General features: G+C 59.8%; 20 protein-coding genes and 1 pseudogene. 8 read left to right on the top strand and 13 right to left on the bottom strand.

Features of this window, described 5'->3' with window-relative positions; genetic code table 11:
• Nucleotides 1-141: 141 nt before the first annotated feature.
• Nucleotides 142-534, top strand: a complete 393-nt coding sequence (locus tag ACEN9A_RS22240; protein ID WP_018929896.1) for a hypothetical protein — start codon at nucleotides 142-144, stop codon at nucleotides 532-534.
• An 18-nt stretch (nucleotides 535-552) separates the two neighbouring features.
• Here ACEN9A_RS22240 and ACEN9A_RS22235 read toward each other — a convergent pair whose 3' ends face one another.
• From ACEN9A_RS22235 to ACEN9A_RS22225, 3 genes and pseudogenes are all read right to left on the bottom strand, one after another.
• A complete protein-coding gene (locus ACEN9A_RS22235; RefSeq protein ID WP_258670671.1) occupies nucleotides 553-1,422 on the bottom strand; it encodes a DUF6279 family lipoprotein in 870 nt (289 codons plus the stop codon).
• 80 nt (nucleotides 1,423-1,502) lie between these two features.
• A pseudogene (locus ACEN9A_RS22230) lies at nucleotides 1,503-1,586 on the bottom strand (TorF family putative porin); the annotation flags it as partial.
• Nucleotides 1,587-1,795: 209 nt separating this feature from the next.
• Nucleotides 1,796-1,984 (bottom strand): PFL_1563 family small protein, encoded by a 189-nt coding sequence (locus ACEN9A_RS22225; RefSeq protein WP_017337097.1) that lies wholly within the window; start codon nucleotides 1,982-1,984, stop codon nucleotides 1,796-1,798.
• A 351-nt stretch (nucleotides 1,985-2,335) separates the two neighbouring features.
• Between ACEN9A_RS22225 and ACEN9A_RS22220 the strand changes: the two genes are divergently transcribed.
• The 3 genes from ACEN9A_RS22220 (at nucleotide 2,336) to ACEN9A_RS22210 (ending at nucleotide 6,135) form a co-directional block, all read left to right on the top strand.
• Nucleotides 2,336-3,172 carry a CvfB family protein gene (locus ACEN9A_RS22220; protein ID WP_007942143.1) on the top strand — a complete coding sequence of 279 codons (837 nt, stop codon included), beginning with the start codon at nucleotides 2,336-2,338 and terminating at the stop codon, nucleotides 3,170-3,172.
• A gap of 419 nt (nucleotides 3,173-3,591) precedes the next feature.
• Nucleotides 3,592-5,037, top strand: coding sequence for an NCS1 family nucleobase:cation symporter-1 (locus tag ACEN9A_RS22215; RefSeq protein ID WP_019648041.1), 1,446 nt, complete (start codon nucleotides 3,592-3,594; stop codon nucleotides 5,035-5,037).
• A 165-nt stretch (nucleotides 5,038-5,202) separates the two neighbouring features.
• A complete protein-coding gene (locus ACEN9A_RS22210; RefSeq protein ID WP_258670667.1) occupies nucleotides 5,203-6,135 on the top strand; it encodes a DMT family transporter in 933 nt (310 codons plus the stop codon).
• Here ACEN9A_RS22210 and ACEN9A_RS22205 read toward each other — a convergent pair.
• The gene (locus tag ACEN9A_RS22205) at nucleotides 6,071-7,261 is read right to left on the bottom strand and encodes an MFS transporter (protein ID WP_258670665.1); all 1,191 of its coding nucleotides are present in this window, start codon (nucleotides 7,259-7,261) and stop codon (nucleotides 6,071-6,073) included. The two genes, ACEN9A_RS22210 and ACEN9A_RS22205, sit on opposite strands and share 65 nt — an antisense overlap.
• 104 nt (nucleotides 7,262-7,365) lie before the next feature.
• On the opposite strand from ACEN9A_RS22205, the gene ptrR reads away from it, so the two are divergent.
• Both ptrR and ACEN9A_RS22195 read left to right on the top strand, forming a co-directional pair.
• Nucleotides 7,366-8,259: a putrescine utilization regulator PtrR gene (gene ptrR, locus ACEN9A_RS22200; RefSeq protein WP_258670662.1), complete on the top strand. Its 894-nt coding sequence runs from the start codon at nucleotides 7,366-7,368 to the stop codon at nucleotides 8,257-8,259.
• Nucleotides 8,260-8,399: 140 nt separating this feature from the next.
• On the top strand, nucleotides 8,400-8,528 hold the full coding sequence (locus ACEN9A_RS22195) for a PA1414 family protein (protein WP_007914492.1): 129 nt from the start codon (nucleotides 8,400-8,402) through the stop codon (nucleotides 8,526-8,528).
• A 206-nt stretch (nucleotides 8,529-8,734) separates the two neighbouring features.
• Here ACEN9A_RS22195 and ACEN9A_RS22190 read toward each other — a convergent pair whose 3' ends face one another.
• The 6 genes from ACEN9A_RS22190 to speB form a co-directional block, all read right to left on the bottom strand.
• Entirely contained in the window at nucleotides 8,735-8,986 is a 252-nt protein-coding gene (locus ACEN9A_RS22190; protein WP_026345692.1) for a phosphopantetheine-containing protein, read from the bottom strand.
• A 53-nt stretch (nucleotides 8,987-9,039) separates the two neighbouring features.
• Nucleotides 9,040-9,765 carry an MBL fold metallo-hydrolase gene (locus ACEN9A_RS22185; RefSeq protein WP_258670660.1) on the bottom strand — a complete coding sequence of 242 codons (726 nt, stop codon included), beginning with the start codon at nucleotides 9,763-9,765 and terminating at the stop codon, nucleotides 9,040-9,042.
• An 85-nt stretch (nucleotides 9,766-9,850) separates the two neighbouring features.
• Nucleotides 9,851-11,230: a sodium:solute symporter family protein gene (locus ACEN9A_RS22180; protein ID WP_007942152.1), complete on the bottom strand. Its 1,380-nt coding sequence runs from the start codon at nucleotides 11,228-11,230 to the stop codon at nucleotides 9,851-9,853.
• Between the two features lie 247 nt (nucleotides 11,231-11,477).
• Nucleotides 11,478-12,989, bottom strand: a complete 1,512-nt coding sequence (locus ACEN9A_RS22175; RefSeq protein WP_258670657.1) for a purine-cytosine permease family protein — start codon at nucleotides 12,987-12,989, stop codon at nucleotides 11,478-11,480.
• 54 nt (nucleotides 12,990-13,043) lie between these two features.
• Nucleotides 13,044-13,466 (bottom strand): YybH family protein, encoded by a 423-nt coding sequence (locus ACEN9A_RS22170; RefSeq protein ID WP_258670654.1) that lies wholly within the window; start codon nucleotides 13,464-13,466, stop codon nucleotides 13,044-13,046.
• Nucleotides 13,467-13,475: 9 nt separating this feature from the next.
• On the bottom strand, nucleotides 13,476-14,426 hold the full coding sequence (speB, locus tag ACEN9A_RS22165) for an agmatinase (RefSeq protein ID WP_019648049.1): 951 nt from the start codon (nucleotides 14,424-14,426) through the stop codon (nucleotides 13,476-13,478).
• A gap of 371 nt (nucleotides 14,427-14,797) precedes the next feature.
• Between speB and ACEN9A_RS22160 the strand changes: the two genes are divergently transcribed.
• Together ACEN9A_RS22160 and ACEN9A_RS22155 are read left to right on the top strand one after the other, a co-directional pair.
• Entirely contained in the window at nucleotides 14,798-15,691 is an 894-nt protein-coding gene (locus ACEN9A_RS22160; RefSeq protein ID WP_007938472.1) for a LysR family transcriptional regulator, read from the top strand.
• 4 nt (nucleotides 15,692-15,695) lie between these two features.
• Nucleotides 15,696-16,289, top strand: a complete 594-nt coding sequence (locus ACEN9A_RS22155) for a tRNA-uridine aminocarboxypropyltransferase (protein WP_258670650.1) — start codon at nucleotides 15,696-15,698, stop codon at nucleotides 16,287-16,289.
• Nucleotides 16,290-16,443: 154 nt separating this feature from the next.
• Here ACEN9A_RS22155 and ACEN9A_RS22150 read toward each other — a convergent pair whose 3' ends face one another.
• The 3 genes from ACEN9A_RS22150 to ACEN9A_RS22140 all read right to left on the bottom strand — a co-directional run bounded on the left by ACEN9A_RS22150 (nucleotide 16,444) and on the right by ACEN9A_RS22140 (nucleotide 21,592).
• Complete coding sequence (locus ACEN9A_RS22150) at nucleotides 16,444-17,808, bottom strand: HlyD family type I secretion periplasmic adaptor subunit (protein ID WP_258670647.1); 1,365 nt, start codon at nucleotides 17,806-17,808, stop codon at nucleotides 16,444-16,446.
• A 239-nt stretch (nucleotides 17,809-18,047) separates the two neighbouring features.
• Nucleotides 18,048-20,207 (bottom strand): type I secretion system permease/ATPase, encoded by a 2,160-nt coding sequence (locus ACEN9A_RS22145; RefSeq protein ID WP_019648052.1) that lies wholly within the window; start codon nucleotides 20,205-20,207, stop codon nucleotides 18,048-18,050.
• A gap of 26 nt (nucleotides 20,208-20,233) precedes the next feature.
• The gene (locus tag ACEN9A_RS22140) at nucleotides 20,234-21,592 is read right to left on the bottom strand and encodes a TolC family outer membrane protein (RefSeq protein WP_019648053.1); all 1,359 of its coding nucleotides are present in this window, start codon (nucleotides 21,590-21,592) and stop codon (nucleotides 20,234-20,236) included.
• Nucleotides 21,593-22,003 lie beyond the last annotated feature (411 nt).

The following is a 22,003-nucleotide window of genomic DNA, read 5'->3' as shown; positions in this document are numbered from 1 at the left end:
CACAGCCTAGTCGTTTGGCCTGCGCTCAAATCGACAGGCCGCCGGTCGGTTGGGGGAAAGAACTCGGCTGAACGGCTGCACTCCCTGTCGGTCACAACCTATGAAGGCCATTTCACTCGTGGGCACTGGAGGTTGATCAGGATGACGACTTATAACTGGGATTTGATCGAGCATTTACTGCACGAAGTGCAGAACAGTGCTGGCCGCAGTTTCACTCCACGGCCTTATGCCGAGCAGTATGCGGCGGCGAAAGCCTCCGCGGGCGAGCCGTTCGAGAATCTGGATCGCCTGAAAACGATGGCCGGTGAGTACGAAAAAATATTACTGTTGCGGGGGTATATCGAGCCTCGGCCGGAGGATCAGGGTGGCAATGGCGAGAATTACATTTTGACACCCCGGGGCTCGAGTTTGTTGAGCCTGATCGACAGCAGCATCCCGGGAAATGAGCATCCGCGCCAGGTGCTGGATGAGCAGGAAGATGCGCTGGATGAATTGACGTTTGATGAAGTGGCGTCGAAGGCTCAGATTGCGTGAAGCTTGCAGCTTTAGAACCTATCCTCGTTGCGCCGCTTTCAGACACTTCAAATCAGTGAAATCCTTGCGCATGTCCTCAATCTTTTGCAGCAACCGTTGACGCTGAAACGGCGTGCTCTCGGCCATCAAGTCCACCAGCAATGCCCGAGCCTGGGCTTCGGTGTTGGCATAGGCCACACGGTAAGCGGGGGTCCATAAACTCTCGCGATCAACCAGAAGTGTCTCGATTTGCTGTGGGAATTGCGGACTCTGACGTTGCGCTACCGCCGCGCTGAATTGCTGTTGCCAATGGACGCGGTTGGCAATCCATTCCTTGTTCTGATCCCCCAGGGCGTTCGACCAGGCCATCACCCGTTGCTGTTGGGTTGGGCTGAGTGGTCCGAGCCAGGCATTCAGGCGTTTTTCCATGCGCTTGCTTCGCTCTTTGATCTGTTGCTCTAGAGGTGGCTTGAGGTATTCCTCCTGGCGTTTGCGCAGGTCCTTGGCGAAAGCGTCGTTCATTTCCGCGACTTGCTTGTCATCCAGCCCTTGCAACAGTTCGATGGCCGATGGGGTGATTTCCCGGGCGGTTTCGGCGATGGCTTGTTTGGCTTCCTGGGTACGGGCTTGCAGCTCAGAGTCGGTGATCTGGTTGGTCTCGATCATGGTCTGTAAACGATTCAGCCAGTCGAGGTAACCGGGTAATTGTGTGGTGCAGTGCCAGCGCAGGTGTTCCTTGAGCCGCTCGTTCAACCAGTCTTTTTGCTGGCGGTTCATGTCCAGGTAGTCGCTGAGCGTCCAGGGAATGATCACGTCGAGGTTGCGGTAAGCCAGACCCACGCGGGTGCAGGCGGCGATGGTGAGGCTGAGCGTGAGGATGACGGTGATCTGTTTCAGCCAATGAGACATGGCGAGTCCTTGCGAAGACCTGGCTTCTTATTGGGTTCTCTTATGTGATCGTGGGGCGAGCCCGGCAGTTCAGCCGATTAGCCCAATTCGCGCTGGAAGACTTGCGCATGGGCGACCGAACACCACAACAGGCTGGCGAGCAGGAAAAGAGAGGGTTTGAGCATGCGTCACTCCATGAGCTGCGAGGAGCAGGTGGTGAAAACCTGCTGAAAGGCTTGATCCAGACACGTGCAAGCATACCGGCGAATGTTCGGCATCGAGGGCCGTTCGTCGATTGTTGAAATATTGATTTGTTTTATGGGGTGTTGCTGGAGGGTTCCAGTCCAAGCGCTTCGAAGCTCAAAGCGCTTAGGGACCAGTTAAAGCGGGGGAATTACTTTTTGCCCAGCGTGATCTGCTTGGACGGGCCGAACGTCTGGCCGCTGACGCCTTTGGCAATTTGCTGGATCTCGCCACCGGACTTGAGGAACGCAGCGATCTGATTGTTGATCGATTCACTGGTTTCAACGGCTGGAGCTGGCTTTGCTTTGCTGTTGGATGCTTTTACACGCATGGCGGCCATTAACCTGTAGAAATTAACTTGGCCAGGCATCGTACAGGAAATACTTGACAATTGCTTGGTAAATATCCTCCCGAAATACACACGGCAGGTGCGCGAATAATCGCAAGTTATTATTTGGAATAGTCCCCTAAGCTGCTGTTTTAACTAAAAACCTCAGTGGAAAAATAGTGCTTTTCGGATGGGCTGGCCACGGTCCAGACCGCCCGAACGGCCTGACGAGCGGCCAAACACGCCCGCCAAACCCAGGGAAATTAGGGCCTTGCGCGGATTTTCTCGCGCCACCGGGCCGGCCCGCCGAACGCCGCCCGCAAAACCGGGTAGAATGCCGCCCACGCAATGAGGGTATTGGACATGGCTTTAGTCGGGCGCTACAACAGTTTGCAAGTGGTTAAACACACTAACTTCGGTTTATATCTGGACGGTGGCGCGGATGGCGAAATCCTTCTGCCTAATCGTTATATTCCCAAAGATATTCCCAGCGAAGATGAAGATTGGCTCAACGTTTTTATTTATCTGGACAGCGATGACAAACTTATCGCCACCACCGAAAAGCCGAAAGTTCAGGTCGGTGAATTCGCCAGTTTGAAAGTCGTTGAAGTCAACAGCATCGGCGTGTTCCTGGATTGGGGCTTGCCGAAGGATCTGCTGCTGCCGTATTCCGAAGAAAAGCGCCAGATGACCGCCGGCGAATATGTCGTGGTGCACGTCTACCTCGACAAACACACCCGGCGCATCACCGCGACGGCACGTCTGGACCGTTACCTGGACAAGACGCCGGCCAACTACACCCCGGGCCAGGAAGTTGATTTGCTGGTAGCCGAAGCGACCGATATGGGCTTCAAGGCAATCATCAACAACAAGCACTGGGGCTTGATCCACAAGAACGAAATCTTCAAGTTCATGCGCGCCGGTAAAGAAGAGAAGGGCTTTATCAAAGAAGTCCGTGCCGACGGCAAGATCAGCTTGAGCCTGCAACCGGTGGGCGAAGCCGCCGCCACCAGTCTGAACTCGAAGATTCTCGCCAAGTTGCGCGACAACAACGGCACCCTGCCAGTCAGCGACAAGAGCGACCCGACGCTGATCAGCAGTATGTTCGGTGTCAGCAAGGGCAACTTCAAAAAGGCCATCGGTGCGTTGTACAAGAACGGCCAGATCGTCATTCACGCTGATCGTATCGAACTCAGCTGACCTTACGCCGGCCCCCGTAGGAGCTGCCGCAGGCTGCGATCTCTTTTAAAGTCAAAAGATCGCAGCCTGCGGCAGCTCCTACGGTAGCCGTTGGACGCAAAAAAACCGGGCTCACCACGAATTTCATGTGCGAGCGAGCCTGCTCGCGATCGACTGCGTAGCAGTCACCCATCTCTTTGTATACATAACGTCCTGCACCGTTTGCAGGCGCGGACGCCCTGTTCATGGGCATTATCACCCCCTCTACGTCTTGAAGGTTGTGCTCTGAACAGGGCCGAAAGCCAGATTTGTCACACCTTTAGATCGTATGGCACGCATTCTGCGTAGTAACTCGTATACAAACCATGCCGGCTCCCGTACGCAGTGTGGTCGCCGCATCAATCTCGGGGGCCGCGCCTGTACTTTCGAGGAGCCCCGCGATGACCGAACAATTGCCCAACGGCTACAGCCCACGCCTGTATAACCAGGACCTGGGGCCGCTGCCGCAGAAATGGAATTGGTACAACATCTTTGCCTTCTGGATGAGCGACGTGCACAGCGTCGGCGGCTATGTGTTCGCCGCCAGCCTGTTTGCGCTGGGGTTGGCGAGTTGGCAGGTGTTGATTGCCTTGCTCGGCGGGATTTGCATCGTGCAGTTGATCGCCAACCTGGTGGCCAAGCCGAGTCAGCAAGCCGCGGTGCCTTACCCGGTGATCTGCCGACTGGCGTTCGGGGTGTTCGGGGCGAATATTCCTGCGGTTATTCGCGGCCTGATTGCGGTGGCCTGGTACGGGATTCAAACGTACCTGGCGTCCAGTGCACTCATCATCGTCGTGCTGCGGTTTTTTCCTTCGATGGCGACCTACGCCGAACCGCACTTTGCCGGTTTGTCCTACCTCGGCTGGTTCGGTTTCCTCAGCCTGTGGTTCGTCCAGGCGCTGGTGTTCTGGACCGGCATGGAGTCGATCCGCCGCTTCATCGACTGGGCCGGCCCCGTGGTCTATGGCGTGATGTTCCTGCTCGCCGGCTGGATCGTCTGGCAGGCCGGCTGGAGCAACATCAGCTTCACCCTGGCGGAGAAATCCCTGTCTGGCTGGGAAGCCTTTGGCCAGGTGATCGTGGCAACGGCATTGGTGGTGTCGTACTTTTCCGGTCCGACCCTGAACTTCGGTGATTTCAGTCGCTACTGCCGCAGCATGAATGACGTGCGTCGCGGCAATTTCTGGGGGCTGCCGGTAAACTTTCTGGCGTTCTCGCTGGTGACCGTGGTGATCGTTTCCGGCACCTTGCCGGTGTTCGGTGAAATGCTTCACGACCCGATCGCCACCGTGGCGCGCATCGACAACAGCGTGGCGGTGCTGCTCGGCGCCTTTGCCTTTGTCACCGCGACCATCGGCATCAACATCGTCGCCAACTTTGTGTCCCCGGCGTTCGACTTCGCCAACGTCGCCCCGAGCAAAATCAGTTGGCGTGCGGGTGGCATGATCGCCGCCGTGGCATCGATCTTCATTACCCCGTGGAATCTGTTCAACAACCCTGAAGTGATTCACTACACCCTCGACGTGCTGGCGGCGTTCATCGGCCCACTGTTCGGGATTCTGCTGGTGGATTACTACCTGATCAAAAAGCAGCAGATCGACGTCGATGCGCTGTTCAATGACGGCCCGAGCGGGCGTTATTACTACAGCGGCGGGATCAACTGGACGGCGGTCAAGGCGTTGATTCCAGCCACCCTGATGGGCGTTGCGATCACTTTCATCCCGGTGTTGCAGCCGATGGCCAACTTCGCCTGGTTCACCGGCTGCTTCCTCGGCGGCGTCCTGTACTTCGCGCTGGCCAGGCGAGAGCAGGCACAGCAATCGGCGGCTCTGGTCATCGCTGGATGACGTACGTGGCGATTTAAAGGTCTTTTGCAGGCACCTTTTTCTGTCCATCTGGTTAATAATCGACAGCATAATTTTTCGCCCCGGCACCCTCTGTTCAGCAGGAACGCCGGGGCTTTGCTTTTACTGTCGAGTCACTGCCATGGATTGTGTTGTCGAGGTGTTCCGGTGAGCGCCACCCGGCGTAGCGCCGATGGGTTTGCCCTGCAAGTGATGGTCGGGCTGTGCCTGATCTGGGGTGTGCAACAGGTGATGATCAAATGGGCGGCGCCCGACATCGCTCCGGTCATGCAGGCGGCGGGGCGGTCGGGTATTTCCGCGTTGCTCGTAGGATTGTTGATCTGCTGGAAGGGCGGCTGGGATCAGGTCGGGACTACCTGGCGCGGCGGCTTGCTGGCCGGCGCGTTGTTTGGCCTGGAGTTCTTCTTCATTGCCGAAGGTCTGCAACTGACCACGGCGGCGCACATGTCGGTGTTTCTCTACACCGCGCCGATCTTTACCGCGTTGGGCGTGCATTGGTTGCTGCCGAGTGAGCGTTTAAGACCGGTGCAGTGGCTGGGGATTTTTCTGGCGTTCATTGGCATTGCCATTGCGTTTGCCGGTGGGGTGTCCTGGGACAATCTTGACCACCGCATGTTGATGGGCGATGCCCTGGGTGTACTGGCCGGCGCGTCGTGGGGCGCGACCACCGTGGTTGTGCGTGCCTCGCGTCTGTCGGAAGCGCCAGTGACCCTGACGCTGTTTTATCAACTGATCGTCGGCTTCGTCGGCCTGCTGCTGATCGCGATCCTCAGCGGTCAGGTCACCCATGTCAGCCTGACCACGGTGGCGGTGGCCAGCGTGCTGTTTCAGGGATTGGTGGTGTCGTTCTTCAGTTACCTGACGTGGTTCTGGCTACTGCGCCGTTACCTGGCGTCGAACCTCGCGGTGTTTTCGTTCATGACGCCGTTGTTCGGCGTCACGTTCGGCGTGGTGCTGCTGGGTGAAGAGCTGAGCCTGAACTTTGTGATCGGCGCGGTACTGGTTTTGCTCGGGATCACTTTTGTGAGCGCAGAGCAGTGGGTGCGCCGTCGTTTGCGCAAAGCACTTGGGCAACCCTGATCGGGCGCAGCAGCAAACCTGCGGCAATGATAAAACCGCCGCCGGCGATCACCAGCGCGGGTTGCAAGCCACCGCTGAAATGGCTGCTCAACGCGGCTAGCAACGGCCCGCTGAACTGACCCACGGCGAAGCACGCGGTCAGCAGCCCGGCATTGCGCTGGGTGGCGTGGGGCGCCAGTTCCCGGGAGCGCTGCATCACCAGTTGCATGCAGGCCAGGAACGGCCCGCCACACAGAATCACCCCCAGTGCCAGGCCGGCACCGCTGCCCAACATGCAAGCAAACACCCCGGCGGCCTGTAGCCATAGCGTCACCATCAGCCAATGACGAGTTGCGTTCGGGTTGTGCCGACGCAGGCTCACCAACACGACCCCGACCGCCGCCGCCAGACCAAAGCACGGCCAGAACAGATCGGCTTGCCATTGCCCATGGAACTGCGCGCTGGCCATTTGTGAGAGGAAAGTGGCCGGGATGATGTAGCCCAGACCGTACAACCCATAGATTACCGGTAAGCGTCCGACGCCTTGGGCGGCCGACTTGGTGGCAAGCGGTGTCACCCTTGAAGTGGCGGCCGGCTGCGGCAGGAACGGCAGAATCGCCAGCAGCATCACCAGCCCGACAGCGGCATACACCAACCACAAGGTCGCGGATGTTTGCCCCAGCAGGTTCGAGCCCAAGGCCAACAACCCTGTCAGAAAAATCCCCAGACCCGGTCCGGCAAACACCAAGGCGCCGAGTCGCGGACGACCGGCCGCCGCTGCCAGCGGTTGGCTCAACGCGGTAATCATCACCAGCACCCAGGCACTGGCCACGCCCGTGCCGAAACGCAGCGCCAGATGCGCCCAGAACCCGTTGGCCCAGAACGAGGCCAGGGTCAGCAATACACACAACCACAAACCGCCGAGCAGGCGCCTGCGAACCTGATCGGGGCGACGGGCGAACATCGCATCCACCGCGCCGACGAAGTAACCAAGGTAGTTGGCGGCGGCAATCAGACCAGCGGCAGTCAGGTCGATCTGACCCTCGCTGAGCAAGTGCGGCAGTTGTGGGGTGAGGGCGAAACGCCCGATGCCCATGGCCATCATCAGGGCGACAAAGCTGGCGGTTAAGCGAATCAGCGGGGACATGGTCTGAGTTCCGTTTCGAGGATCAATGACCGTCAGGCTAGGACTGATTGACTTTCTTTAAAAATGAATAATAGTGAGAAACTTGTTCTGATTTGGAGAATGGCGTGGAATTCAGCCAATTGCGGATCTTCCAGGCAGTGGCGGAGGAGGGGTCCATTACCCGAGCCGCCGAACGCCTGCATCGCGTGCCCTCCAACCTGTCGACCCGGCTTAAACAGCTCGAAGAGCAACTCGGTGTCGAATTGTTCGTGCGCGAGCGTCAGCGTTTGCAGTTGTCGCCTGCGGGAAAAGTCCTGCTGGACTACACCGCCAAGCTGTTCGCCTTGCACGACGAAGCCCACGCGGCGGTGCAGGGCGGGCAACCGGCCGGGGATTTTGTACTGGGCACCATGTACAGCACCGCCGCGATTCACTTGCCAGAGCTATTGGCGCTTTATCACCGGCGCTACCCGGCGGTGAATCTGCAAGTGCAGTCGGGGCCCAGCGGCGAATTGCTCGAAGGGCTGCTCACCGGGCGCCTCGATGCGGCACTGGTGGACGGTCCGCTGGAACTGGCCGGGCTCGATGGCGTGCCGTTGTGCGACGAACGGTTGGTGTTGATCAGCGAGGCCGATCATCCGCCGGTGCGCAGTGCGCTGGATGTCGAAGGGCGTTCGGTGTTTACGTTTCGCCAGGGCTGTTCCTACCGAATGCGCCTGGAAGCCTGGTTTGCCCATGACCATGCGGCGATGGGCCGGGCCATGGAGATCGAGTCTTATCCGGGAATGCTGGCCTGCGTGATTGCCGGCTCTGGCGTGGCGCTGATGTCGGAGTCGATGCTCGCCAGCCTGCCGGGGCGTGAAAGCGTGGCGTTGCACCCGTTGGCCGAGCCGTTTGCCAGCGCGACCACCTGGCTGATGTGGCGCAAAGGCATGGTCGGGGCCAATTTGAATGCGTGGATCGAGCAGCAGCAGGCGGTGTATCCGTCGGCAACGGTCCAGGCCCAGGCAAATGTTTGAACGAACGTCCAAGGATTTGGATCAATTCAGTAACAGATCATTGCGATCTTGAGCGAGCATTGCGTAGGACTTCGGACTATTATCAGTGCGAAGGGGCTACAGAACTTCGGCCGCTCGGCACGACCCTGAAGGGGGGCATCATGAAAGAGAAAATCCAAAACTGGCTGCATGACCTGGGTGTCGCACTCGGTTTGATTGAACCGCCTCTGCAACCGGTGCCAATTCGCACTGATGACGAACAACGTCGCCGCCAGCAGCGCCGTCGGTAAACGCCTGGGCCTATTTGGTTAGCTGGCTTGTTGTGGCGAGGGGGCTTGCCCCCGTTCGGCTGCGAAGCAGTCGTAAACCGGCGCACCGCATTCTGTCTGATACGCTAGGCTGAATGGTTTTGGGGCCGCTTTGCGGCCCAACGGGGGCAAGCCCCCTCACCACAGGTAATTGCATCCGCCACAAAAAATGTATTTAGCAATCCGTTTCAATACCGCCCAATCTCAATCAAAAACCGGGTCAAGTCATTCGCCGTCCTGGCCGTCTTGAGTATCCGGTCTTCTTCGGCGGTAAACGCCGTCAACCCCAACTGATCCTCCAGACGGAAGATCAGCTCTTCAATATCCTCTTTGTCCAATCCCAACTGCATCAGGTTGGTGTTGTCGTCGAAGTCATCCTGGTTTTCCAGCAGGCGGCGGATGCGACGATGCACGGCGGCGCGAACGGCGGCTCTTGTCATGAGGTCCTTCTTCGAGAACGTTATGAGGTCCCTGACGCTGAGTACAGCAGGCTTCAGGCGTGTCGGCGCTGCCACTCGTCAATCATCGAGCGCAGATACTTCCCGGAAAAACTCCCGAAATGCCCGCCGTGCACCGTGCGGATCGGCATCGCGCGCAAGCGTTGCAGGCTGCGGGCGTAGTCATTGAGGTTGGAGTGGTAGGCGTTTTCGATCAGCGGCCCGTCGTAGATGATGTCGCCACTGAACAGGGTTTCAGTCGCCGCTTCATACAGGCTGATGCCACCGGGTGAATGACCCGGCGTGTGCAGCACTTGCAGGACCCGATTACCGAGATCGAGCACGTCGCCGTCTTCGATAAAACCGGTGGCCGGCGCGGCTTTGACCCGGTATTCGGCGTAGCACAATGGGCAGTCGGGGTGAGCCTCGAACATGTCGTCACCGACGAAAGCCTTGCTCAGGGTGTTGTCTCCGTCGGGCTCGGCGAGGATCTGCGCTTCGGCCGGATGCACCAGCCGTTCGGGGAACTCGTGATGGCCAGCGATGTGGTCGAAATGGCAATGGCTGGCCACCGCTACCAGCGGTCGTTCGGTGAGCCATGGCAATTGCTCGCGCAGGCTGACCAGCCCGGAACCGCTGTCCAGCAGCAAGTCCTTGTCGCGGCCCTGAATGTGCCAGAGGTTGCAGCGGTAAAAAGGCCGAATGTATGGCTCGTGAATCAGGCGGATACCGTCGCTGAGCTGTTTGACCTCGAACCACTGATCGCGGCTGACGATCTTCATGGGCAAATTCCTTCAGGCGAAAAAAAACGGGTGTGGCAACCGACGCCACACCCGCCGAAGAAAGCATCAGGTCGTTATAGAAATCTTAGGCAGCGCTCGCCACTACGGCCGGGCGACGGGACAGAAGGCTGACCACCACGAAACTCACCAGGCCCACGCCGAGGCTGTAGTAGATCGGAGTATTGGCGTCCATACCGTCCTTGATCATGAACAACAGCGCAGTGGCAAAGCCCAGGCCCATGCTGGCGATGGCGCCGGCTGTGGTTGCGCGTTTCCAGAAGATCGCGCCGATCAGCGGGATCAGCATGCCGCCCACCAACAGGTTGTAAGCCAGGGTCAGCGCGCTGATCACGTCATGTACGACCAGAGCGATGCCGAGTACGACGATGCCGGTCAACAGGGTGAACAGGCGGTTCATGCCCAGGCTCGACTGTTTGCCTCCACGCAGTTTCGGCAGCAAGTCTTCGGTCAGTGTGGTGGCAGCGGCGAGCAGGCCGGCGCTGGCAGTGGACATCATGGCCGCCAGGGCCGCGGCGATCACCAGACCACGGATACCGTCCGGCAGGGACAGTTTGACGATGGCGGCGAAAGCGTTGTTGACGTTGTCCAGGTCCGGGATCAGCACGTGAGCGGCCATGCCGATCAGGGCGCAGGCCAGGCCGTAAAGGATGCAGTAGAAGCCTGCGAAGGTACCGGCGACCTGAGCCACTTTGGCGCTCTTGACGGTGAACACACGCTGCCAGATGTCTTGGCCGATCAGGATCCCGAAGAAGTAGATCATGAAGTAGGTGATGATGGTGTCCCAGCCAATCGTGGTGAAGCTGAAGGCAGTGGCCGGCAGTTTCAACACCAATTCATCCCAGCCGCCAACGCGGTACAGGCAGATCGGCAACAGGATGAACATCAGGCCCACGGTCTTGATCACGAACTGGACGATGTCGGTCAAGGTCAGGGACCACATGCCGCCGATCGCAGAGTAGATCACAACCACGCCACCGCCGAGCAATACCGAGACCCAGAACGGCAGGCCGAACAGCACTTGCAGCACGGTGCCGATTGCCAGGATCGAAACTACGCCGATCATCAGCGCATACGCCAGCATAATCACCGCGCTCGCGGAGCGGGCCATCGGGTTGTAGCGTTTTTCCAGCACTTGGGTAACGGTGTAGATTTTCAGTTTCAGCAGCGGTTTGGCGAGGAACAGGTTCAGCGCCACGATCCCGCAGCCGAGTGCCGCGCACAGCCAGAAACCGGAGATGCCATGGACGTAGCCCAGGCGCACGGTGCCGACAGTGGACGCGCCGCCCAGAACGGTGGCGGCCATGGTGCCCATGTACATGCTCGGGCCGAGGTTGCGACCGGCGACCAAAAAGTCTTCGTTGGTCTTGGCCTTGCGCATGCCGTAATAGCCGAGCATCAGCATCGCGGCGGCGTAGATGAGTACGACGAATAAATCCAAAGCCATGATGGCGTGTCTCCGATTGTCTTTTTTATGGTGAGGCTGAATAGCAGTGATGCGATGGAACACTTAATTGTGGCGAGGGGGCTTGCCCCCGTTGGGTCGCGAAGCGGCCCCAAAACCTGATAGCGCGGTTCTTCAGTCAGAACCGGTTGTTTGTATTGCGACTGCTGCGCAGTCGAACGGGGCGATGCGGCGTTCCGACAAGCCCCCTCGCCACAAAAGCTCCTCGACACAATTTCTGCGAGTTGAATCAGGCGGCTTGTCGCATCGCCGGTTTACCGAGCGAATCCGTGCCCTTGCTGCGTGCATCGTTGGGGCCGAACACCGCAGCCGATTCCGGGAACAGGCTCAGCAGCGTCAGGTACACCAGCGAGGCCAGGCCGAGGGTTACCGGCAGGCTGATGTCGATCCCGCCGGCCAGATCTCCGAGCGGCCCGACAAACTGCCCCGGCAGGTTCACGAAGCACAAACCGACCGCGGCACTCGGGATCCAGGCGCCCAGGCCACGCCAGTTCCAGCCGTGGGTGAACCAGTAGCGGCCACCTTTTTCGCCACGGGTGAACACTTGCAGGTCATCCGGGCAGTAGAAGCCGCGACGCACCAGCAGGCCGATGATCATGATCACCATCCATGGAGTGGTGCAGGTGATGATCAGCACGGCGAAGGTCGACACGCTCTGCACCAGGTTCGCCGCAAAGCGCCCGATGAAGATGAAGGCAATCGACATCACACCGATCAGCAGCGTCGCTTTAACCCGCGACAGGACCCGTGGAAACACACTGGACATGTCCAGCCCGGTGCCATACAGCGACGTGGTGCCGGTGGACATGCCGCCGATCACCGCAATCAGGCACACCGGCAGGAAGAACCAGCTCGGCGACACCGCCAGCAGGCCGCCGACGTAGTTGTTGGCCGCGATGTAGTCCGGTGCCTTGATCGCTACGATGGTGGCGGTGGCGAGGCCGAACAGGAACGGGATGAAGGTCGCGATCTGCGAGATCACCACGGCGGCCATGATCCGGCGCTTGGAGGTGTCACGCGGGATGTAGCGCGACCAGTCACCGAGGAACGCCCCGAAGGAAATCGGGTTACTCATTGCCACCAGCGCAGCGCCGATGAAAGCCGCCCAGAAACCCGGTTGACCGAGGCTGACGCTGCCGGCGTAGTTCACATCGAAAGGACCGGCGAAGGCGAAGACGCCCAGCAGGAACAACAGGCTGGCGCTCCACACCGCGATCTTGTTAACCCACAGCAGGAAGCGGAAGCCGTAGATGCACACCGTCAGCACCAGGATCGCGAACAGACCGTAGGCCAGGCCCAGGGTCAGGTCGGTTTCTGGCAGGCCGATCAGGCGTTTCGCACCACCGATCAACGCATCACCCGAACTCCATACCGAGAGCGAGAAGAAGGCGATAGCAGTCAGAAGCGACAGGAACGAACCGACGATCCGCCCGTGCACGCCGAAATGCGCACCGGACGACACCGCATTGTTGGTGCCATTGATCGGTCCGAACAGGCCCATTGGCGCGAGGATCAGCGAGCCCAGCAACACACCCAGCACAATCGCCCAGACGCCCGCCTGAAAAGACAGGCCGAACAGTACCGGAAAACTGCCGAGCACGGCGGTGGCGAAGGTATTGGAACCGCCGAAGATCATCCGGAACAAGTCCGTCGGGCCTGCGGTGCGTTCGTTGTCCGGGATCTGCTCGACCCCGTAGGTTTCAATTTGCGTAAGGCTTTGGTCTTTGTTGTTGTTATTCATGATCTGCTCCGATCATAAAGGCGCGCTCATCGTGCGTGAGCGTCACCTGTTTGGCTAAGGGGTTGGCAGCCCTTCCGGCATTGCGGACAAATGTTCGTGGCAGGCCAGCCATAGGCCTTGTTGTTCTTGGCCAGACGCCTGTTTCTTGAAAACAATCGTCTCGCGTTCCTGGCTGAAGTGTTGCTCCCCTTGCATGCGCAGCTCGGTGGCCACGTCATGGATGAAAATCGCCACGTCACCCTGCAGGCTGACAAAGGCGTTGCTCGAGGTGCACGACAGCACCTCGAAGCCGTCCTCGGCGCGCCAGCTGTCCCACAACGCCTGGTAGGCATCGCGCGACAGCAGAGGCTGCTCGAGGGTGTAGAACACGAAGCTTGAGTCGATGCTGAAAGCGCCGAAGTAGGCTTCGCGATCGTTTCGGGCAAAGGCCGACACCAGTTCGGCGGCGGCATTGAGTACCTGATCACGTTCGTTCATGACCGATCCTCAGCGATGGACCACGCCTGGCAGTACGCAGAGCATTTCGTACAACAGGTTGGCGCCCAGCAGCGAGGTGTTGCCGGTGGTGTCGTACGCTGGCGAGACTTCTACCAAATCGCAGCCGACCAGGTCGAGGCCTTGGCAGCCGCGCACGATTTCAATCGCTTGAATGGTCGTCAGACCGCCGATTTCCGGGGTGCCGGTGCCAGGTGCCCAGGCCGGATCGATGCCGTCGATATCGAAACTCAGGTACACCGGACCGTCGCCGACTTTCGCGCGAACTTCGGCCATCAGCGGCGCCAGGGATTTGTGCCAGCATTCTTCAGCCTGAACCACACGGAAGCCTTGATTGCGGCTCCAGTTGAAGTCATCAGCGGTGTAACCCTGAGCCCGCAGGCCAATTTGCACTACGCGGTCGCAATCCAGAAGACCTTCTTCTACAGCGCGACGGAAGGTGGTGCCGTGGGCGATTTTCTCGCCGAACATGTGATCGTTCACATCGGCGTGAGCATCGATGTGCACCAGGCCGACCTTGCCGTGCTTTTTATGGATGGCACGCAGGATCGGCAGGGTGATGGTGTGGTCGCCACCCAGCGTCAGGGGGATCACATCGTGTTCGAGGATATTGTCGTAGGCCTCTTCGATGATCCGCACGGCGTCCAGCAGGTTGAAGGTGTTGATCGCCACGTCACCGATGTCGGCAACCGACAGCGAGTCGAACGGCGCAGCGCCGGTGGCCATGTTGTACGGACGGATCATCACCGATTCAGCGCGGATTTCACGCGGCCCGAAGCGGGTGCCGGGGCGCAGGGACGTGCCGATGTCCAGCGGGATGCCGATAAAGGCAGCGTCCAGGCCGGCAGCAGATGGCAAATGGGGGAGTCGCAGCATGGTGGCGATGCCGCCGAAGCGCGGCATTTCATTGCCGCCCAGTGGTTGGTGAAGAATCTTGTCCACGGGTAAGGCCTCATCGTCGTTGTTTTATTTATGCAGGTAGCCGCTCGGGGAGAGACGGGTACCGCTGTGGGCCGATTCTGCGAAATGTAGTGACCGGGAAGAATCGCTACGGGCAAATACTTAGTTCAGATTTTTCTAAACTAATGGCGGGCGGAAAGATAGACTCCCCACCATGCACCGAACCCGTGTGGCGAGGGAGACCACTGTGGCGAGGGGGCTTGCCCCCGTTCGGCTGCGCAGCAGTCGTAAACCTGCCAACTCGGTCTGTCTGATTGCACCGGGGTGAATGGTTTTGGGGCTGCTGCGCAACCCAACGGGGGCAAGCCCCCTCGCCACAAAGCAACATGCACTACCTTGCAATGGAGCCCCCCATGGCCAACGCTTTACCCGACCTGAAACTATTGCGCATCTTCGTCAGCGTGGTCCGCCATCAGGGGTTCGCCAACGCCCAGCACGAGCTCAATCTCTCGACGTCGGCCATCAGCACCTATATGAGCCAGCTCGAAGCGGCCCTCGGCCTGGTGCTGTGCCATCGTGGTCGCGGCGGTTTCAGCCTGACCAGCAAGGGCGAGCTGTTCCATCAGGAAACCCTGCGTCTGTTGGCCGAACTCGAAGGTTTCGAACAATACGCCGCCGCCCTTAAAGGCGAGTTGCGCGGTACTTTGAACCTGGGGGTGATCGATTCCACCGTCAGCGACAAGGCCTTGCCGTTCGCCGAAGCCATCGGCGCCTACAGTCAGGAACACCCGGCGGTGCACTTGCATCTGTCGGTCATGAGCCCTTACGAACTGCAACTCGGCGTGCAGGACAACCGCCTCGACCTGGCCATCGGTGCCTTTTCCACGCGCATGAGCGGTCTGGTCTACATGCCGCTCTACCGCGAGCAGCACTGGCTGTATTGCAGCAGTCGTCATCCGCTGTTCAACGAGCGGCGCATCCCCGAGCAGGTCATCACCCAGCAACGCATGGTCGGTCGAGGCTATTGGAGCCAGGCCGAACTGGCGCGTCATGGTTTCAAGCACAGCGCGGCGACCGTGGAAAGTATGGAGGCCCAATTGATTCTGGTGCTGTCCGGCGCCTACATCGGTTACCTGCCGGAGCACTACGCCCAGGCCTGGGCCGATAAGGGGGATTTGCGCGTGCTGCTGCCGGCGACGTTCGGTTATCAGGCGCCATTCTCGATGATCGTGCGCCGTGGCCGTAGCCGCGAGCCGCTGATCCAGACTTTCCGTGATTTGCTCAAAGCACAGCTCAATCAGGCTTAAGAAAATGTCCAGAATCCAGTGTCCGCGCTGTCTTCGTCCGCAAACTCATTGTCTGTGCCCACTGATCCCGAGCCTGGATAGCCTCACGCGGGTTTTGCTGTTGCAGCATCCGAGTGAAGTGAACCATGCGTTGAACACCGCACGATTGGCTGCGTTGGGACTCAAGAATGCCGAGTTGATCGTGGGCGAGGTGTTTGAGGATTTGCCGGCATTGTTGAATCAACCGGGTTATCAGGCGCGGCTGTTGTTTCCCGGTGAAGATGCTCAGCCGATGCAGGCGTACACCGTGAGTGATAAGCCGCTGCTGCTGGTGGTTCCGGACGGTACCTGGCGCAAGGCGCGCAAGATGCTGCACCTCAATCCGTTGTTGGCGGCGTTGCCCAGAGTGACATTGGCCGAGGGCGGGGTGTCCCGTTATCGCTTGCGCAAGGCACCTGGGCCAGGGGCGTTGTCGACGGTGGAGGCGATTGTGCAGGCGTTGCAGACTCTCGAATCACCGAGCAGTTTCGAGCCGTTATTAAAGCCGTTCGAGGCGTTGATCGAGGGGCAGATTGCGGCGATGGGGGAGGAGACCTATCAGAAGAATCACGGGCAATGATTCCCTGTGGCGAGGGGGCTTGCCCCCGTTCGGCTGCGAAGCAGTCGTAAAACCGACTAACGTGGTTTACCTGTTACAACCGGGTTGAATGGTTTTGGGGCCGCTTCGCGACCCAACGGGGGCAAGCCCCCTCGCCACGGGGACAGCGTGAGACTTAGCGTTCGCGCATCGCCTCGGTCCGTGCTTTCAACACCGGTTTAAGCAGGTAATCCAGCACGCTTTTCTCCCCGGTAATAATGTCCACCGTCGCCACCATCCCCGGAATGATCAGCAGCGGTTTCACATCCCCGCCCAAGTGATTTTTGTCGGTCCTGACCTGAATCAGATAAAAGCTGTTGCCCTTGTCATCGGTGATGGTGTCAGCCCCGATCAACTCAAGCCTGGCACTCAACCCGCCATAAATCGTGTAGTCATAAGCGCTGAACTTGACCATGGCTTTCTGGCCCGGGTGCAGGAACGCCACGTCCTGAGGGCGGACCTTGGCTTCGATCAGCAGGTTGTCCTCCACGGGCACGATTTCCACCATGTCGCTGCCCGGCTGGACCACGCCGCCGATGGTATTAACCTTCAGCACTTTGATGATGCCGTGAACCGGTGACACCACGGTGGTGCGGGTTACCCGGTCGTCGATGGCAATGCTCGTGGCGGTGATTTTCGACAGGTCGGTGCGTTTCGTATTCAGATCCTTCGCCGCGTCCGAGCGGAAGGATTGTTCGGACTCGTCGATCTTGCTTTTGATTTCATTGATCGCCGATTCCGCCCGGGGAATCGCCAGGGTCGTGGCATTCAGCGAGCCGCGGATTTCCACCGCGCTGCGTTTTAGCCGCAGGATTTCCACCGGCGACACCGCCCCGGTGCCCACCAGCGGCGCCGACATGTTCATCTCTTGTTGCAGCAGCGCCAGGCTGGAACTGAACTGCCCCTGTTTGGAGCGGAACTCCGCCAGCTCCTGGGTTTTTTGCCGAAGTTGTTCGGTCAAGGTGCGCTGTTCGCTGGCCAGTCGGCGCTGGCGTTGTTCGTACAGCGAGCGTTCGTCCTCGGCCACTTGCGGAGCTTTGGCGATCACTTCCGGCGACAGCGTGAATGGCCGGCCTTCCGCTTCGGCGGACAGCCGTTCGACTTGCGCGATCAAGGCATAGCGGTCCGCTTCGCTTTCCCCCTTGTTCGACAGGAATCGCGTGTCATCCAGACGCAGCAAGGTGTCGCCCTTGTTCACCATTTGCCCTTCACGCACGAAGATCTCGGTGACTATGCCGCCTTCCAGGTTCTGGATCACCTGAATCTTGCTCGACGGAATCGCCTTGCCTTCGCCCATGGTGACTTCCTGCAACACCGCGAATTTGGCCCAGACCAGCGCGGTGATCAGCAGCGCCGCCGCCAGCCACACGGTGATCCGCGACCAGCGCGGTGAATCCTGCAACGAGGCGCCGGCGGTTTCCGGCATGAACTCGCTCTCGGCACTTTTGCTGAAACTGCCGAAGTAGCTTCGGGTCGCTGAATCCGGTGTTTGAGCAGACATGAGGCGATACCCGTCAGTTAAGAGAAATAAGGCCGATCAAAAACTTGTGGCGAGGGAGCTCCTGTGGCGAGGGGGCTTGCCCCCGTTCGGCTGCGAAGCAGTCGTAAACCTGCCAGCTCGATCTGTCTGATACAACGGGGTGAATGGCTTTGGGGCCGCTTCGCGACCCAACGGGGGCAAGCCCCCTCGCCACAGGAGCCCCCTCGCCACAGGTATGTATTGGCATCGAGTGGGCGCTCCTAGACCGTCGCAGAGCCGACACGGCCCTTGCGCAATGCATCGATCACCGCTTCTTTCGGGCCATCGGCGACGATCCGCCCGTTGTCCAGCACCACCAGCCGATCCACCAGGCTGAGCATCGAGCTGCGGTGGGTGACCAGCAGCACGGTTTTACCCTGGACCCAGCCATGGAGTTTCTGCCGTAGAAGGTCTTCGCTGCTGTTGTCCATGGCGCTGGTGGGTTCGTCGAGCAGCATGATTGGCGGATCGAGCAACAAGGCCCGCGCCAGCAACACCGCTTGCCGTTGCCCACCCGACAGCAACTGACCGCGCTCGCCTACTGGCCGATCAAACCCTTGTGGATGCTGACGCGCCAGTTCAGTCACGCCGGTGAGCTCAGCGACTTCAAGCATCCGGGCATCGCTGACATAACGGGCGCCGAGGGTCAGGTTGTCGCGCAGGCTGCCGGCCAGCAAGGGCAGGTCGTGGGCGACGTAGCCGATCTGTTGACGCAGGTCGGCGACGTCCAGTTGCCGCAGGTCCAGGCCATCGAGCAGCAACTGGCCTTCTTCGGGTGCGTAGAAACCCATCACCAACCGCGCCAGCGTGCTTTTGCCCGAACCGCTGCGGCCGATGATGCCGATCCGCTCGCCCGGCTTCATGCTGAAGCTGACATTGGCCAGGGCCGGCGCATTCTGGCCATTGTAGTGGAACGTTACGCCGCTGACGTCCAGGGCGCCTTGCAGTTGCGTGCGCTCCAGCGGCCGCTGCCTGGCGTCGCGTTCTTGCGGCAGCGACATCAGCGAATCGGTACTTTTCATGGTCAGTTGCGCTTGCTGGTAACGGGTGATCAGCCCGGCGATCTGCCCCAGCGGCGCGAGCACGCGGCTGCCGAGCATGTAGCTCGCCACCAGCGCACCGACGCTGAGGTTGCCGGCGATGATGCTGTAGACCCCGGCGACGATGGTCGCCATGCCGGAGAACTGCTGAATGAACAGGGTGCCGTTGGTGGCCAGCGCCGAGAGGTTGCGCGCATGGCTGTCGAGGCGGGTGAGGGCGCCGTGGGTGCTTTCCCATTTGTGCTGGCGCTCGCTTTCAGCGCTGCAGGCCTTGAGGGTTTCCAGGCCGCCGAGGGTTTCGATCAGCAGGGCCTGGCGTTCGGCACCGAGGCTCAGGCTCTTCTGCACGGTGTCGCGCAGGCGCGCCTGAATCACCATGGCGAAGAGAATCGTGATGGGGAAGGCCAGCAGTGGAATCACCACCAGCCAGCCGCCGAGCAGGCCGATCACCACCAGCATCAGCACAGCGAAGGGCATGTCGATCAGGCTGGTCAGCGTGACGGCGGTGAGAAACTCCCGCAGGCCCTGGAAGTCATGAATGCTTTGGGCGAAACCACCGATGGTTGCGGGTCGCGCTTTCATCGCCATGCCGGTGATGCGTTCGAACAGGGTCGCTGAAAGAATCACGTCGGTTTTCTTCCCGGCAGTGTCCAGCAAGTGCGCACGAACCACCCGCAGCACCAACTCAAAACCGGTGCCGATCAGCAAGCCGATCGACAGCACCCACAAGGTTGAAGTGGCCTGGTTCGGCACCACCCGGTCGTAGGTCTGCATCACGAACAGAGGCACCATCAGGCCCAGCAGGTTGATCAGGAAACTTGCCAGAATCGCATCGCTGTACAGCCATTTCGACAGCTTCAGCGTGTCGCGAAACCACGCCTCGACCCGCGGCACCAGCGGCGCGCGCAAGTCTTCGAGTTCATGCCGTGGCCGGGCGAACAAGGCCTGGCCGCTGTAGCTGGCGGCCAGCTCGTCCGTGCTGACCCACTGTTCTCCGCCGTCGGCTTCGCTGGGCAGAATCAGCGCCTGACCGTCATCGCCCCAACGGCGCAAGACCGCGCAGCGGCCATGGTTGAGGATCAGCATCACCGGCAGGTTGAGCGCGGAAATATCCGCCAGTTCACGGCGCAGCACCCGCGCCTGCAAACTGGCCCGGGCCGCTGCGCGCGGCAGCAGGTCCAGGCTCAAGCGTTGGTGTGCCATTGGCAGCCCGGCACTCAGGCTGGCGCGACTGACCGTCGCGCCGTGGAGTTTGCAGAGAATCAACAGGCCGTCCAGAAGCGGATCATCGAAGCTCAGACGCGGATCGACACCCGTGTTGCCGGTTTCCATGCTGGTCACATTGATCGCTCCTACACGGCGTTACTTCATTTGAGTTCAGGCAAGCGCGCTTCGTTTTTCACTTCGGTGGCGGCGATCGCATCGGCGGGCAGCACCACCCGTTGCTTGCTCAACAACTGGCCCATGTTCGCCAGCACGCGGTACATCGAGAACTCCTCGGTGTAGCGCACTTCGGTGTAGCGGCGGTTGGCGTTGTAGAGCTCGTTTTCGCTGTCGAGCAAATCGAGCAGGGTCCGTTGACCGAGACCGAACTGATCCTGATACGCCGCCCGTACACGGGTGGTGGTTTCGGCGTATTCACGGGCGGTCGGGGTTTGTTTCTTGGCGTTCTGCATGGCGTTCCAGGCCAGGTGGATGTTCTCGTTGAGCTGGCGCAATGCGTTGTTGCGGATGTCCATCGCCTGGTTGATCTGATGCGCATCGGAGGCCAACCGGGCCTTGTCGCTGCCGCCACGGAACAGGTTGTAGTTCATCACCACGCCCACTCGCCATTCGTTGTCGTGGCCTTGATCGCCCTGCACATTGTTATTGGCGCCCACCGCTGCTTCGGCGTCGAAGCGTGGGTAGAACGGCGACTTGGCGACTTCGTACTGGCTCTCGGCCGATTGCACGTCAGCCTGGGCGGATTTCAGGTACGGGTTGTTTTCCACCATGCTCTGTTGGGCTTCGGGCAGGGTGGCGGGCAGTTCGCCGCGGGTCGACGGCGGCGCTTCGAGTTCATCGGGCATGCGCCCCACGACGCTGTAGAAATTCGCTTCGGCATCGGCCAGATCGACTTCGGCGGTGTCGAGGTTGTTTTGCGCCAGTGCCCGGCGAGCGGTGGACTGGTCGGCGTCGGCGTTGCTGCCGATCCCACGCTGGGTACGCAGGCCGATCTGATCGTTGACCCGCATGTGCGCTTGCAGGTTGTTCTTGGCCAGGGTCACCAGTTCGCGGCGCTTGAGCACTTCGAGGTACACCTCGATGGTGCGCAGGGCCAGGTCCTGGGCGGTGCCTTGAGCGTAATAGGCCCGCGAGTTGGACACGCCTTTGGTACGCGCGACCTCGTTGGCGGTATTGAAACCATCAAACAGCATTTGCCGCAGGCGCAGTTCCGACTGGGTGTAGGTGAGGATTTCGGTGTTGTGATTGCCCCGCGACCGGGTGGTGGTGTTATCGCTGTAGCCGCGCCCGTAGGCGGCGTTCAAATCCACCGATGGATAAAAGCCCCCTTTAGCGACTTTAATCTGCTCGTCGGCCGAGAGCCGGGCATCGACCCGAGACGCCAGTTCCGGGTGGGTCGCAATGGTGCTCTGGATCGCCTCGGTCAATGACATCGCCTGAGCCTGAGAAGCGCAGGCCATGGCCAGCAGAATCGCACTGCAAAGGGGGGTTAAAACGCGCATGGGTGCATCTCCCTGATTCCTGATGGTGCTTAGCGGTCGCCATTTTTTTGACGATATTTTTAGATGAAACCGTTTCATGCCTGTAACAACAGAGCTAAGAACATCCTGAAGCGTAGCTAAGAAAAATTTTTCATAAGGGCTATGCCAAAAAAAACTTATGTACTCCGTAAAATCCGGCACATTGTTCAACTCGAAAGCCTTTGTTTTACGTGCTCTCGACAGTGCGGACAGGCTTGAAGACAGTTCCACTCACTTTGAGACATACAGCGGAGTAATGCTGAAGGGGAGGGACGCGTAACGGGTTTTGAGCGACATTTTTTTGTCACTCGGATGATTCACCACCGTTACGTAGCGCTCGCAGGCCTGCTGCACCGCAAGGCTTGCGAACGAACTGCCGAGGTGTGAGCGTCA

The organism is Pseudomonas sp. Pseusp18, assembly GCF_059506005.1.
Note: the sequence above shows the minus strand (reverse complement) of the source record. Positions and strands in the feature narration are given on the sequence as shown.